This is a genomic window from Rhizobium sp. YAF28, assembly GCF_052113285.1.
In the GTDB taxonomy this organism is placed as follows: Bacteria; Pseudomonadota; Alphaproteobacteria; order Rhizobiales; family Rhizobiaceae; genus Rhizobium.
This window is the reverse complement of sequence record NZ_JBFRCX010000005.1, coordinates 191646-205500: the sequence shown is the minus strand read 5'-3', so window position 1 is coordinate 205500 and position 13855 is coordinate 191646. Positions and strand designations below refer to the sequence as shown.

Here is a 13855-nt window from a genome sequence, read left to right as displayed (position 1 = left end):
AAAGTGAGCCGGCCACCTGTTTGCGAAATGGAAAAGGAGCTTTAGATAAGACCGATATCGCTGGCGTGAGACAGAAAGAGTTGCCCATGACCTTGCCCTTCAATCCCTATCGGGAAATCGTCGATATCGCGATGCGCTTTGCGCCCGGCGATGGCGAGTTCCGCACGTCGATCGGCAATCTTCACATTAGCCGCCGCTCCAATCCCAGCGATCCGTTGCATAGCAGCTACAAGCCATGTTTTGCCTTCGTGCTGCAGGGCGCCAAGAGCCTTCGCCTCGGAGATGAGTTCATCAGCTACGGAACCGGGGATTATCTGCTGACTTCGCTCGATCTGCCGGTCGCCTGGCGCATCGCCGAGGCCAGCCCCGAGGTGCCGCATCTTTGTCTCGGGCTCGCGATCGACTCCGAAAAGCTGCTGGAGCTTTTGAGCCGCATCGACATTCCGCGGCCTGCCGCCCATACCGACGGCCAGCGCGGCATGGCTGTCAATGTCGCGCCGCCGGAACTTCTTGACGCTGCCGTGCGCCTGCTGCGCTTGCTCGATCGTCCAGACGACATTCCGGCCATGGCGCCGCTGATCGAGCAGGAAATCCTCTACCGGATACTGACCGGCCCCGATGGCGAGCGGCTAATCAATATCGCCACTGCCGACAGCCACAGCAACAGGATCGCGCGGGCCGTCGCCTGGCTGAAGGAAAATTTCGCCCGGCCGCTGCGCATCGAGGAGCTGGCCGATCATGTCAGCATGAGCGCGTCTTCGTTCCATCATCATTTCAAGTCGGTGACGGCTATGACGCCGATGCAGTATCAGAAACAGCTTCGCCTGCACGAGGCGCGCCGGCTGATGCTGGTGGAGCGGCTCGATGCGGGCACTGCCGGCCACCAAGTCGGCTATCAGAGCCCGTCTCAGTTCAGCCGCGAATATAGCCGCCTCTACGGCGCGTCGCCGGCGCGCGATGTCGATGGCGCGCGCGAGGTCATGGCAGCAGAATAGACCTCAGCCAGGAAATTTCAGCGCCTTGTCGTTGCGGCACTTGGCGAGCGTCAGCTGGCGGAAGGCGAGGATGCGCGTAATGCGCTCCTTGCCGTCGGTCTCAACGTTCATGCAGGCGCAGGCATAGCCGTAATTGCCGTTGGTGCGCACATAGTCGTGCTCGGAGATATCAGGGATCAGGTCCATGCCCTCGGGTTCTTCGCCGCTTCCCTGCGTCATGATCGTCCAGGTATTTTGTGCATCGTCCAGCCACCAATTGGCAGGCGTGGGGTTCTGGATCCAGCCGCAGCGCGTCTCGGCGGCAAGGGCCGGGAGGGCGAGGGCAAGCGACAGGGCAGCGGTGAGGGCTATTGTTTTCACGGGCGATTCTCCTTGGGCATCGATGTTCGGCGATTTGCCTGCCTTCGAACAGCCGAATTCCGCTGTTTCATATGATACGAAAAAATCTCCTGATGGTTCTTGACGAGAGCCTCCGATCTGGCGCATAAACGCCGCGAACCGTACCGTACGGTACGTAATTGGGGAGTTGAAACCGTGTCAGTCGATGTCGCAGAGCCGAGCGAGTTTTCGCCACGCCAGAACGCTGTTCTGGAACAGGCGCTGCAGCTTCTCGTCGATGGCGGGGAGAAGGCGCTGACGACATCGGGTGTGGCGCGCGCCGCCAACTGCTCCAAGGAAAGCCTCTACAAGTGGTTCGGCGACCGTGACGGTCTGCTCTCGGCGATGATCGCCTATCAGGCGAGCAAGGTGCGCACTTTCGAGCGAAGCGGCGAGCGGCTGACCTATACGAGCCTGCACGACCATCTCGTCATCTTCGCCCGCGATCTTCTGGAAGTTCTGGCCGGCGACGTATCACTGGCCCTGAACCGGCTGGCGATCGGCCAGTCGCATCGCGACGGCTCCAAGCTCGGCAAGCTCTTGCTCGAACGCGGCCGCCGGCAGATCGATCGCCGCGCCATGGCGTTGATCGACGCCGGCAAGAGGGCAGGGCTCCTGCGCTTCCATGATGCGGACGAAGCCTATCATACGCTTTACGGCCTGATCGTTTCCGATCTGCATGTGCGCATGCTGCTCGGTGAACCCGGCCTCAAGGATACCGCGCGTCAGGCGGAGAAGGCGGTGACCGCTTTCCTGCGCCTTTACGGCACGGAGAAAGTTCTGGCGGAGATGCCGATCCTCGGCTGAACCGCTTTACTGACAGTTAACAAGACAAGCAAAAGGGAAGGAATTTCAATGCGCGTCTATTACGATCGTGATGCCGATCTCAACCTCATCAAGTCGAAGAAGGTCGCCATCATCGGCTATGGTTCGCAGGGTCGCGCACATGCGCTGAACCTCAAGGATAGCGGCGCCCAGAACGTCGTCATCGCGCTGAAGGCCGGTTCGCCGACCGTCAAGAAGGCGCAAGCCGACGGCTTCCAGGTCAAGACGGTTGCCGAAGCTGCCGCCTGGGCGGACCTGATGATGATGGCAACCCCGGACGAACTGCAGGCCGACATCTACAAGGCCGACATCGCCGGCAATATCCGTGACGGCGCTGCTATCGCCTTCGCTCACGGCCTCAACGTTCACTTCGGCCTCATCGAACCGAAGGCGACCGTCGACGTCGTCATGATCGCCCCGAAGGGCCCGGGCCACACGGTTCGCGGCGAATATCAGAAGGGCGGCGGCGTTCCCTGCCTCGTTGCCGTTCACCAGAACGCTTCCGGCAATGCACTTGAACTCGCTCTCTCCTACGCCTGCGGCGTCGGCGGTGGCCGTTCGGGCATCATCGAAACCAACTTCCGCGAAGAGTGCGAAACCGACCTCTTCGGCGAACAGGTCGTTCTCTGCGGCGGTCTCGTCGAACTCATCCGTGCTGGTTTCGAAACGCTCACCGAAGCCGGTTACGCGCCGGAAATGGCCTATTTCGAGTGCCTGCACGAAGTGAAGCTGATCGTCGACCTGATCTATGAAGGCGGCATCGCCAACATGAACTACTCGATCTCCAACACGGCCGAGTGGGGCGAATACGTCTCCGGTCCGCGCATCATCACTGCCGAAACCAAGGCCGAAATGAAGCGTGTTCTCAAGGATATCCAGACCGGCAAGTTCACCTCCGACTGGATGCAGGAATACCGCGCCGGCGGCGCGCGCTTCAAGGGCATCCGCCGCCTGAACGACAGCCACCAGATCGAGGAAGTCGGCACGAAGCTGCGCGCCATGATGCCCTGGATCGGCAAGAACAAGCTGGTCGACAAGTCGGTCAACTAAGCTGTTTTGATGACGTGATATTAAGAGGCCGGGGCGAAAGCTCCGGCCTTGTTATTTGCGGGCGGCAAGATGCAGCCAGCGGGTCGGCTTGTTGTCATAACCGCCGCCATCCGCTTCGTTGATCACGACGTCTCTCCAGCCGGCCGCAACGAGCAATTCCTGCAGCCATTCCCTTGAAGGGTAGTTGTAGTAACGCCCGAAATCATCACGGCCTTCGGCAGTGCCCGCCTTGAAGCTCGCGTGGAAGATGCCGTCTTCCTTCAGGGCGTTGCGGATGAGGGCGAGGATGGCGGGAAGGTCGGTGCGGGGCACATGCAGAAGGCTCGCCTCGGCCCAGACGCCGTCGAATTCATCGCGCGCCGTAAGCTCCTCGAAGCGCATGACCTTCACCGGCCTGCCGATCAGTTTCTCTGCCTGCCGGGCAAGCTCCGCCGAGCCATCCGTGGGTGTCACGTCGAAGCCCCTGGACAGCATATAGGCGCAGTCCTGCCCGCCACCGCAGCCGAGTTCAAGGATGCGTGCCTTTTCGGGGAGAGTGGTAAGGAAGGCGTCCAGTCTTGCCATTGGTGGCTTCCGGTCGCGGGTGGCGTAGGTTTCGGCGTTGTCGGTGTAGAAGTCAGAAGTGTTGTCTTGGGGCATCAGGGGTGCCGATCTCGATTATTGGTCGGATTGAAGGTGTTTTTCGGGGAGTTGGTCCGCCCCGATAATATCGATGATGAGTATGCCTTCCGTAGTTACGCGGTAGAAGGTGACGTGCTGCCGATGAAGGAGGCGGCGAAGGCCGACGCTGAGTTCGCTGCAGTCTCTTCCCATGAAGGGCGTGCCCGCGAGAAGCTCGAAAACCCTGTGAAGGTTGAGCAGATAGGCGTCGCCTTGAGCTTCACCGAAATTGAGATAGGAATATTCGTAAATGCTGGAAAGCTTGGCGTCCGCGGTTCGAGTAAGCCTATAGGTGGCCACGCAACTTTGCCTTCGCGTCTGCCAGGATGTCGGGAATGCGTCGATCGCTCGAACCGCTTTGCTCGGCCTTTTTCAGCACATCCCGCAGCTCTGCGTCATCGAGCTTGTGATTTTCCTGATCGCGAAGAACGAGATCGCGCAGGAATGCGCTGGCGTCACTGTATTTGCCGCTCGTGACACGTGCGGCAATGTAATCCGCTAGACTATCCGGAAGCGAGATCGTCATTTTGGTCATTGAATCGATACCGTCAGCGAGTTTCAGTTGCAGCTATCCTGGGAACGAAACTAACATTTCTCGAGCTTTAATAGAAGCAAGCTTCCTCGCCATCACAAGCGTTCCCTGTGTCGAAAAAACCGGGCAGTGCGCCCGGTTTCGAAATGCCTGTTTATCGTGCCAAAGGGTTCTGTTGGGAACGCTGAAGCGATCCCGGTACTCGAAAGTTCAGATCACAGAACGCGGCGGGTCCAGCCGCGCTCGTCATTGGTGACGCCCTTCTGCAGGCCGACGAGCTGCTGGCGCAAGTCGCTAGTCAGCTTGCCGGTCTGGCCGTCGCCGACCTTGAATTCGCCGTCGGCGTGGCGAACGAGGCCGATGCCGGCCAGCACCGCGGCCGTGCCGCAGGCGAAGGCTTCGACAAGTTTGCCGCTCGCTGCATCAGCCTGCCATTCCTCGAAGGAGTAGGGGCGCTGCTCGACGCGCAGGCCCTTTTCTTCGGCAAGCACGATGACCGAGGCGCGGGTGATGCCCGGCAGGATCGTGCCGCCGAGCGGCGGGGTGACCACAGATCCGTCGTTCATCACGAAGAAGACGTTCATGCCGCCGAGTTCTTCGACCCAGCGATGCTCTGCTGCATCGAGGAAGACGACCTGGTCGCAATCCTTCTTCGCGGCTTCCGCTTGCGCCACGAGGCTGGCTGCGTAGTTTCCACCGCATTTTGCGGCACCGGTGCCGCCCGCGGCTGCGCGGGTGTATGCGGTCTCGACCCAGAGGGAGACGGCCTTGGCGCCGCCCTTGAAATAGGCGCCGACCGGGGAGGCGATGATGCAGAAGATATATTCCTGCGCCGGGCGAACGCCGAGGAAGGCCTCGTTGGCGAACATGAAGGGGCGAAGGTAGAGGCTGGCGTCGCCGGAGGGTATCCAGTTCTTGTCGACGCGGACCAGTTCTTCGACCGCCTTCAGGAAGAGTTCTTCCGGTACGGCAGGCATCGCCATGCGGGCGGCCGACTGCGCGAAACGCCGGGCGTTTTCTTCAGGCCGGAAGAGCAGAATCCGGCCGTCGTCCGCCTTGTAGGCTTTCATGCCCTCGAAGATTTCCTGGGCGTAGTGCAGGACGGCGCTTGCCGGATCGAGTTCCAGAGGGCGCCTCGGCGTAACCTTCGCATCGTGCCAGCCCTTGTCGGCAGTCCATCGCGCCAGGACCATATGATCCGTGAAGACCTTGCCGAAGCCGGGCGTTTCCAGTGCCCGGATGCGGTCGGCGTCGGAGACGGGAGACTTGTGGAATTCGATTTTGATTTCAGGAGAGGTCGACGTCGCAGTCATTGCTGGCACCTTGATAGTCCATTGAATAATGGCCGGCACACTACTGCCGCCGGGTCGGTTTTGGAAAGGTCTGAATCGGCCGGTTTCTGCTTTTGATCAAAGGAATAATCGCGTGATGTGGCGAACGTTCACGCAACGAGGCAGGCCATTCGGTTCGGTTGCGTGAAATCTCGAACGGCAGCCCAATCGGCACCGAGGCTATGGAATACAGGACTTCCAAACTTGTCACAGTGACAAGAAAATAGGTCAGTATTATTGACATAAATTCCGCTGCATGGTGAGCTGCTGATATTATAAAAAATACGAGGAAACCCCATGCTGAACTGGGACAATATGTTTGCGACGCGCTCTACAAGGATGCGCGCTTCGGAAATCCGCGAGCTTCTGAAACTTCTCGACCGGCCGGATATCATCTCCTTTGCCGGCGGCATTCCTGACCCGGCGCTGTTTCCGGACAAGGAGTTCAAGCAGGCCTATGCTGACATTTTCGACAGCTCGGCCGTCAATTCAGCGCTGCAATATTCCGTTTCCGAAGGCTACAAGCCGCTGCGCGAGTGGCTCATCAAGCAGATGGCTGGCCTCGGCATTCCCTGCGCGCTCGACAATGTCTTCATCGTCTCCGGTTCGCAGCAGGGCCTCGATTATCTCGGCAAGCTGTTCCTGTCGCCCAACGATACGGCGCTCGTCACCTGGCCGACTTATCTCGGCGCTCTGCAGGCTTTCAACGCCTACGAGCCGTCCTACGACCAGCTGACCCCCGGCGGCAACCGCACGCCGGATTCTTACCGCGAGGCCGCGGCGCGGAAGGGCGGCAAGGTGAAATTCGCCTATCTCTCGGCGGATTTCTCCAACCCGACCGGCGAGACCGTCGACCGTGATGGCCGTGAGAAGGTTCTGAAACTTGCCGAAGAGCTCGACATCGCGGTTATCGAGGATGCTGCCTACCAGTCGCTGCGCTATGACGGCGATCCGATCCCGCCGATCCTGGCGCTGGAGATTGCCGAGAAGGGCCATATCAACGATACGCGCACGATCTATTGCGGCAGCTTCTCCAAGACGCTGGCACCGGGCCTGCGCGTCGGCTTCATCGTTGCCAATGCGCCCGTCATCCGCAAGCTGGTGCTGATGAAGCAGGCGGCCGACCTGCATTCTTCGACCATCAACCAGATGGCGATTTCGGAAGTGGCCGAGCGCGGTTTCGATGCGCAGGTCGCCAAGGTCAGGGCCGTTTACAGCCAGCGCCGCAACGCCATGCTGGCTGCGCTCGAAAAGTATATGCCTACGGGCACGAGCTGGACGAAGCCGGAAGGCGGCATGTTCGTCTGGGTGACGCTGCCAGAGGGCATGGACGGCGCCAAGTTGCTCGCCAGGTCGCTCGAAAGCGCCAAGGTCGCCTTCGTTCCGGGCCAGGCCTTTTTTGCCGATGGTTCGGGCGCAAATACGTTTCGCGTCAGCTTCTCCTGCGCCAACGACCAGATGATCGACGAGGGCATCAGCCGTCTCGGCAGGCTGATCGCCAGCGAGATCGGCTGATGTGACTTCAGGTTTGGGCGGCGATCAGAAGATCGTCGTCCAGCCTTCGTTTGCGGTTTCGCTCTTGCCGTAGCCGACACGGTCGGCGACCGCGCCATCGGCATTGATGAGGATGATATCGCCGCCTTTGTTGGCGAGCTGCGGGCCGCCATTCTCAGGATCGAGCGTGATGGTGCGGAATTCGCCCGAGGCGAGCGAGCCCGTCAATTTCTGCCGGCGGCCTTCGCCATCTTCCAGCGTCCAGCCTTCGATCGACATCGCCACATCCGAGCGGTTGATGAGTGTCACCGTTTCATCCTCGGTGCCGTCAGGGCGGTTCACCGGATTGATCATGGCGGCAACGATGCGCAGCGAGGAAGCAACGATCGGCTGCGGGCGGCGGGTGCCTTCGCCGCGGCCCTGGCCGCCCCTGTTGTCGCCGACGGGGTGGCCGGAGATAGCATCCGTGTTCCAGTTCTGCGACTGGAAGCCGAGGAAGATCGCCGCCCAGTGATCCTCATCCGAAAAATGAATGAGCAGCGCGCCGTCCTGATTGGGCGCATTGGTGGCGCGGAAGCTGCCGCTGTCGCCCTGGTTCATGTGGATGTCGTGGATGCCATTGCCGGGCTCGAAGCCGAAATATTCATCCGGCTTGTTGTTTTCCGGTCCCCAGGCTTCGCCGAAGGCGTAGAAGTGGATGGACTTGTCGGCGATGCCTTCCTGCACGATGGGTTCGATGAAATCACGCAGGTCGTTCTTCGGGCCGTCGAGCTGGAAGGGCGCGACATTCATATCCTCGCGCTCGATCATGCCGCCGCGCACATAGTCGATCGCCAGATCCAGCCGGTCGCCTCTGATGTCGGTGAGGCCCATCGGCAGGACGGCGAGCTCGGCCGTCAGTGTCTCATGCTGGAAATCCATGACATTGGCGTAGAGCAAGTCGTGCGGCGATTCCTTCGAGCGCACGTTCATGGCGATGCGATAGCTGACGCCACCGGCCTCAATGCGGATTTCGATATGCGGATCGTTGTCATCGTCAAGGGCGAGCGCCGAAGCCGTACCCTTCAACACCTTGTAATTCCGGAGCATGGTGAACCTCGTGGTGGGGGCGGGGATTCACAATAGCATAGCGGAAATGCATCTTTTGTGACGCTGATTTTCCGCCATGCAACGCTTTGGAGAGTCTTATTTCTTCACATGCGGCGCGAAGAGCTCCATGTCTGCTTCGCTCAGGCGGTCATTGGCGGTGTTGAGCTGGTGCCAATAGGGGTAGATGACCGGGGGCACGCTGACATCGTCGAGGCGCTTGCGCTCCTCGGCGGACAGTTTCAGGTCGGCGGCGGCGAGGTTGTCCTTGAACTGGGCCTCGGTGCGGCCGCCGATGATGACTGACGTGACGGCCTTGCGGCCGATCAGCCAGGCAAGTGCTACCTGTGCTGCGGAAACGCCGCGTTCCTGCCCGATCGCCACCAGCGTCTCAACGATGTTCCAGAGGCGGTTTTCGTCGCGGATCGGCGGTTCGGTCCAGCCGGCGAACTGGCGGGTGCCTTCGGGGGCGGCGGCATTGCGGCGATGTTTGCCCGAGAGCAGGCCGCCGGCGAGCGGGCTCCAGACGAGCACGCCGAGGCCCTGGTCGATCGAGATCGGCAGCAATTCGTATTCCGCGTCGCGGGCTTCCAGCGTGTAGTGGATCTGCTGGCTGACGAAGCGCTGGTACTTATGTTCATTGGCGACGCCGAGCGCCTTCATGATGTGCCAGCCGGAATAGTTCGAGCAGCCGACATAACGCACCTTGCCCTGCCTGATGAGGGTGTCGAGCGCTTCCATTGTCTCTTCGAGCGGCGTCTCACCATCCCATTCATGGACCTGGTAGAGGTCGATGACGTCCGTCTTCATGCGCTTGAGGCTCGCCTCGCATTCGCGGATGAGGTGGTAGCGCGACAGGCCGCGATCGTTCGGGCCATCGCCCATGCCGAAGCGGGCCTTGGTGGCGAGCAGCACTCCATCAGGGCGCTTGCCGCCGAGCACTTCGCCGATGATGCGCTCGGATTCGCCTGCGGAATAGACATTGGCCGTATCGATCAGGTTGACGCCGGCATCGAGGCAGATATCGACCATGCGACGAGCTTCCTGCACGCCGAGATCGCCGACCGTCTTTGCCCAGCCGACGCCGCCGAAGGTCATCGTGCCCATGGTCACGGTGGAAACTTTAAGGCCGGAACGGCCGAGCAAACGATATTCCATTGAAATTCCTCCTCATGAAAATGGCCTGATTGACGTACCGCAGCAAAGCTCGCCGTCAAACGGCAAGGTGTTCACGCCTGCGTGATTTTACCCTTTCGCCGCCGCTCGCGCGAGGAGAATAGCCGACTGATTTCGACGCGAGCGCGGGGAGTTTCCGGGACAAGCGCTTTTTTTGTCCGCGACGCGCGGGTCATGTCTGCCGCGAGTACTGGCTGGCTTCGTTCCGTCCTGCGCGATAGGGCACGGACGAAGCCTGTGCTTTCATTTCTGCCAACCGCTTCGAGCAGCGCCTGGCGAGTGGGCCTGCAGGACTCGGCGGTGAGAAATCCCAGTTCCAATAGCGAGCCCTGTTGCGGGGCAAGGTAAAGACGGATCGGCGTGCGGAGCTGTAGGTGATTCAATCTTAAGTTCATATGGTTTTGCTTTAGACCCGCTGGAAAAAATGCGTGTTCTTGTGGAGAAAGAAGATGAGAAGGTGCGGCCGCTCAACCGGCATAGACGACTAGGTTGAAGCTACCGTGCCCTGTCACACCGCTGTAAAACGCCCCTAATAAGGGAGGGCATCGCAATCCGAGGATTCCTTCCATGAAAACTCTAGTTTCCGCCGCAGCACTTCTCGCCGCGAGCCTTTTCGCCATCCCAGCTTCGGCCGCAAACCTCGTTCTCTACACCAGCCAGCCGAACGAAGATGCGCAGGCGACCGTCGACGGCTTCATGGCCGCCAATCCCGATATCAAGGTCGACTGGGTACGCGACGGCACGCCGAAGATCATGGCGAAGCTGCAGGCTGAGATCCAGGCCGGCAACCCGGTTGCCGACGTTCTCTTGATCGCCGATGTCGTGACGCTCGAGCGCCTGAAGGAAGACGGCAAGCTGCTGGCTTACAAGTCGCCGGAAGCAGCCCAGTACGATGCCGCGCTCTATGACGCCGACGGCTACTACTATTCCACGAAGCTGATCACGACCGGCATCATGTACAACACATCGGCTGCCATGAAGCCGACGAGCTGGAAGGACCTCGCCAAGCCGGAAGCCAAGGGCCTCGTCACCATGCCAAGCCCGCTTGCTTCGGGTGCAGCGCTCATCCACGCGCAGACGCTGGCCGCCGTTCCCGGCCTCGGCTGGGATTTCTACAAGTCGCTCGCCGATAATGCTGCGGTCGCCTCCGGTGGCAACGGTGTTGTCCTGAAGTCCGTTGCCTCGGGCGAAAAGGCTTATGGCGTGGTCGTCGATTACCTGCCGATCCGCGAAAAGGCCAAGGGTGCTCCGGTCGAGTTCGTCTTCCCGAGCGAAGGCGTTTCCGCGGTGACTGAGCCGGTCGGCATTCTCGCTAGCGCCAAGAATGCCGATGCCGCCAAGAAGTTCGTCGATTACGTTCTCTCCGAAAAGGGCCAGGAAGGCTTCCTGAAGCTCGGCTATATCCCTGCTCGTAACGGCATGAAGCTGCCTGCCGGCTTCCCGGGTCGCGACACGATCAAGGTTCTGCCCGTCAATGCCGCCGAGGCTCTCAAGAATACCGATAAGGATCTGAAGACCTTTACGGATCTCTTCGGTTCGAAATAATAGACCCATGCAGGGCTATGTACGTCCAGGAAACAGCCAGCCCGTCTGGCTGTTTCCTTTTATCGTTTCAGTGGTGCTTTTTCTTAGCGTGCTGCCTCTGGCGCGGCTCGCGGTCGTCGGCATTTCCGCCTTCGCCAATGGTGGGGTCATGGTGGTTCTCTCCGACCCCATGGTCTGGTCGGCAGTCTATTACACCATCGTCACGGCGGTTCTCGGCACTGTTATCTCGCTCGTCATCGGCTGCGCTTTCGCCTATCTGCTGACGCTGACGGATATTCCGGCCAAGGGGCCGCTCAGCTTCTTCTTCGTGCTGCCGATGATGATCCCGCCGCAGGTGACGGCACTTGCCTGGGTGCAGATGTCGGGACCGTCGAGCCCGCTTCTGAAGGCGCTGTATATCGCCCCGCCGATGGGATCGCCGCAGCCGCTCTATTCGGTTGGCGGTATTGCGCTGCTCTATGGCGTGCAGCATGCGCCGCTCGTTTATCTGGCGCTGAGGGCAGGGCTGATGACCCTGCCGCGCGACGGGGTTGAGGCGGCACGTCTCTCAGGCGCATCGAGTCTGCGGGTCTTTCGGGATATCATCCTGCCGCTGTCGCTGCCGGGCGTCATTGCGGGGGCGGCGATTTCCTTCGTCTCCTGTACCGGCAATTTCGGCATTCCGGCCATTCTCGGCATTCCGGCCTCGATCTTTACGCTGCCGACGCTGATCTTTTCGAAGTTTACCGCCTTTACCGGCCGGACCTTCGGCGATGTGGCACTTCTCTCTGCCATCATCGCGCTGATCTCTGTCGGCGGCCTTGCCATTCAGGATAGGGCATTGCGTGGGCGGGACTACCGCGTCATCGGCCTTTCGGGCGCGACCGCTGCCTTCGAGCTCGGCGGGTGGAAGCTTGTTTTCTCGCCGCTGCTCTGGATCACCCTGTTCTTCATGCTGGCCGCGCCCTTCTTCGCGCTCGTCGCCGGCGCGCTTGTGCCGGCCTATGGCGTGCCGCTTACCCTCAAGACCATGACCTTCCATGCCTTCGAGGAAATTCTCTTCCGGCAGGCGGTGACGCGCACCGCCTTTATCAATTCGTTGTCGCTGGCCAGCGGGGCGGCGGTCGGCCTGCTCTTCGTGACGGTGCTTGCGGCCTATGCGCTGACGCGCCGTAAGGATACGTTGTCCCGTATTGTCTCCAGTCTGGTGGAAATACCCTATTCGCTGCCGGGCATCGTCATGGCGGTGTGCTTCATCGTCGTTTTTGCCGCGCCGATCCCAGTGTTGAACGTCACGCTCTACGGCACGGTCTGGATCATCCTCATCGCCTATTTCTCCTCCTTCTTCGCCGTCAGCCTGAAGCCTGTGGTCAGCGCCTTTCATCAGCTCGATCCGGCCCTGGAAGAGGCGGCAAGGCTGTCCGGTGCGGGCTTCTTCCGGCGGCTCAAGGATATCATCGTGCCGCTGATTGCGCCGGCGGCGGGCGCATCCGTGATCCTTGTCTTCCTCATTGCCTGCAACGAGCTGACGATCTCGGCGCTGCTCTGGTCGGCGGGTACGCAGACGCTGGGTGTCGCCATTTATAATCTCGATGACAGCGGCAGTTCCGACCTCGCGTCAGCTCTCTCCGTGCTCGTCGTCTTCATGGTCGTCGCCATGATGCTGCTTCTGGAGCTTCTGGCGAAACATCTGCCCAAGGGAGTAGTGCCGTGGCGAAGCTGATCCTCAATCAGGTGGCCAAGGATTTCGGCACGGGCAGGGCTGCGGTCAGCGGCTTTTCGCTCGATGTGCGCGAGGGCGGCTTCCTGGCGCTGCTCGGCCCCTCCGGCTGCGGCAAGACCACGGTTCTGCGGATGATTGCCGGTTTCGAGACGCCGACTGACGGATCCCTCCATCTCGGCGAGCGGCTCTTGGCCGATGCCTCGCAATCGCTGCCGCCGGAGAAGCGCAACATGGCGATGGTCTTCCAGTCCTATGCGCTCTGGCCGCATATGAGTGTGGCGGACAATGTCGGCTATCCGCTGAAAGTTCGCGGCATATCGGGCGCGGACTACAAGGCCAAGGTGAGAGAGGCACTATCGACCGTGCGCCTCGTCGATTATGCCGAGCGGCGGCCGGCGGATCTCTCCGGCGGCCAGCGGCAGCGCGTGGCGCTGGCCCGCTGCCTGGTGACATCGCCCGATGTCGTGCTGCTCGACGAGCCGCTTGCCAATCTCGACCGGCATCTGAAGCAGGAGATGGAGGAGACGTTCCGCGAGTTTCACCAGCGCTCCGGTGCAACGATGATCTATGTGACGCATGACCAGAGCGAGGCGATGGCGCTGGCAACCGATGTTGCCGTCATGTCCGAGGGGCGGCTGTTGCAGGTGGCGCCGCCGGCGGAAATCTATGCGCGGCCGGAAGGGCGCATGGTCGGCGGGCTGATCGGCCGCGGCGCGATCGTCACGCTGCCGGTCATGGGCGGTGAGCGCCAGCTCGAATGGGACGAGCTGGAGGGGGTGCTGCATGCCGCCAATATCGATGGCGCCGATATTCTGGTGCGGCCGGAAGATGTCATCATCGGTAGCGAGGGCGCGCCCGCGACGGTCGAATCCGTGCTCTTCGAAGGCGAACGTTATGCCGTGAAGCTGACCCTCGGTAACGGCCAGACGCTGCGCGCCTATAGCCGCGTGGCTGTCGTGCCTGATGAGGCGGTGCATGTCGTCATCCGCGCCGGCTGGCGGCTCTGACGGACAAACGGCTTTTCGAAGCGCGTATTCGACTTTAACTGTTTTCAAGCGATTCCGGACGCAAAACCGCTGCA

At 60.9% G+C, this 13855-nt stretch carries 14 protein-coding genes; 7 read left to right on the top strand and 7 right to left on the bottom strand.

What is annotated here, in order from left to right:
• Positions 1-86: 86 nt before the first annotated feature.
• Complete coding sequence (locus AB4Z13_RS13375; RefSeq protein WP_442206135.1) at positions 87-995, top strand: AraC family transcriptional regulator N-terminal domain-containing protein; 909 nt, start codon at positions 87-89, stop codon at positions 993-995.
• A 3-nt stretch (positions 996-998) separates the two neighbouring features.
• Here the strand turns inward: AB4Z13_RS13375 and AB4Z13_RS13370 are convergent, their stop codons facing one another.
• A complete protein-coding gene (locus AB4Z13_RS13370) occupies positions 999-1355 on the bottom strand; it encodes a DUF4087 domain-containing protein (protein WP_310387522.1) in 357 nt (118 codons plus the stop codon).
• Positions 1356-1529: 174 nt separating this feature from the next.
• On the opposite strand from AB4Z13_RS13370, the gene AB4Z13_RS13365 reads away from it, so the two are divergent.
• Both AB4Z13_RS13365 and ilvC read left to right on the top strand, forming a co-directional pair.
• Positions 1530-2180 carry a TetR/AcrR family transcriptional regulator C-terminal domain-containing protein gene (locus AB4Z13_RS13365; protein WP_007817743.1) on the top strand — a complete coding sequence of 217 codons (651 nt, stop codon included), beginning with the start codon at positions 1530-1532 and terminating at the stop codon, positions 2178-2180.
• Positions 2181-2228: 48 nt separating this feature from the next.
• Positions 2229-3248: a ketol-acid reductoisomerase gene (gene ilvC / locus AB4Z13_RS13360; RefSeq protein ID WP_442206134.1), complete on the top strand. Its 1020-nt coding sequence runs from the start codon at positions 2229-2231 to the stop codon at positions 3246-3248.
• Positions 3249-3299: 51 nt separating this feature from the next.
• Here ilvC and AB4Z13_RS13355 read toward each other — a convergent pair whose 3' ends face one another.
• From AB4Z13_RS13355 to AB4Z13_RS13340, 4 genes are all read right to left on the bottom strand, one after another.
• Positions 3300-3887 (bottom strand): class I SAM-dependent methyltransferase, encoded by a 588-nt coding sequence (locus AB4Z13_RS13355; RefSeq protein ID WP_442206133.1) that lies wholly within the window; start codon positions 3885-3887, stop codon positions 3300-3302.
• An 18-nt stretch (positions 3888-3905) separates the two neighbouring features.
• On the bottom strand, positions 3906-4208 hold the full coding sequence (locus AB4Z13_RS13350; RefSeq protein ID WP_442206132.1) for a type II toxin-antitoxin system RelE/ParE family toxin: 303 nt from the start codon (positions 4206-4208) through the stop codon (positions 3906-3908).
• Entirely contained in the window at positions 4195-4443 is a 249-nt protein-coding gene (locus tag AB4Z13_RS13345; RefSeq protein ID WP_442206131.1) for a ribbon-helix-helix domain-containing protein, read from the bottom strand. Before AB4Z13_RS13345 ends, AB4Z13_RS13350 begins: the two co-directional genes overlap by 14 nt.
• Before the next feature lie 212 nt (positions 4444-4655).
• Positions 4656-5753, bottom strand: coding sequence for a branched-chain amino acid aminotransferase (locus AB4Z13_RS13340; protein WP_442206130.1), 1098 nt, complete (start codon positions 5751-5753; stop codon positions 4656-4658).
• 315 nt (positions 5754-6068) lie between these two features.
• On the opposite strand from AB4Z13_RS13340, the gene AB4Z13_RS13335 reads away from it, so the two are divergent.
• The gene (locus AB4Z13_RS13335) at positions 6069-7286 is read left to right on the top strand and encodes an aminotransferase-like domain-containing protein (protein ID WP_442206129.1); all 1218 of its coding nucleotides are present in this window, start codon (positions 6069-6071) and stop codon (positions 7284-7286) included.
• Positions 7287-7310: 24 nt separating this feature from the next.
• Here the strand turns inward: AB4Z13_RS13335 and AB4Z13_RS13330 are convergent, their stop codons facing one another.
• Together AB4Z13_RS13330 and AB4Z13_RS13325 are read right to left on the bottom strand one after the other, a co-directional pair.
• Entirely contained in the window at positions 7311-8354 is a 1044-nt protein-coding gene (locus AB4Z13_RS13330; protein WP_442206128.1) for a DUF2278 family protein, read from the bottom strand.
• A 96-nt stretch (positions 8355-8450) separates the two neighbouring features.
• Positions 8451-9509 (bottom strand): aldo/keto reductase, encoded by a 1059-nt coding sequence (locus AB4Z13_RS13325; RefSeq protein ID WP_442206127.1) that lies wholly within the window; start codon positions 9507-9509, stop codon positions 8451-8453.
• Between the two features lie 585 nt (positions 9510-10094).
• On the opposite strand from AB4Z13_RS13325, the gene AB4Z13_RS13320 reads away from it, so the two are divergent.
• The 3 genes from AB4Z13_RS13320 to AB4Z13_RS13310 are packed head-to-tail and all read left to right on the top strand — an operon-like array spanning position 10095 to position 13781.
• Positions 10095-11072 (top strand): ABC transporter substrate-binding protein, encoded by a 978-nt coding sequence (locus tag AB4Z13_RS13320; RefSeq protein WP_442206126.1) that lies wholly within the window; start codon positions 10095-10097, stop codon positions 11070-11072.
• A 7-nt stretch (positions 11073-11079) separates the two neighbouring features.
• Entirely contained in the window at positions 11080-12774 is a 1695-nt protein-coding gene (locus AB4Z13_RS13315; RefSeq protein WP_442206125.1) for an ABC transporter permease, read from the top strand.
• On the top strand, positions 12762-13781 hold the full coding sequence (locus AB4Z13_RS13310) for an ABC transporter ATP-binding protein (RefSeq protein ID WP_442206124.1): 1020 nt from the start codon (positions 12762-12764) through the stop codon (positions 13779-13781). The genes AB4Z13_RS13315 and AB4Z13_RS13310 overlap by 13 nt, the downstream gene beginning before the upstream one ends.
• The last annotated feature ends 74 nt before the right edge of the window (positions 13782-13855 follow it).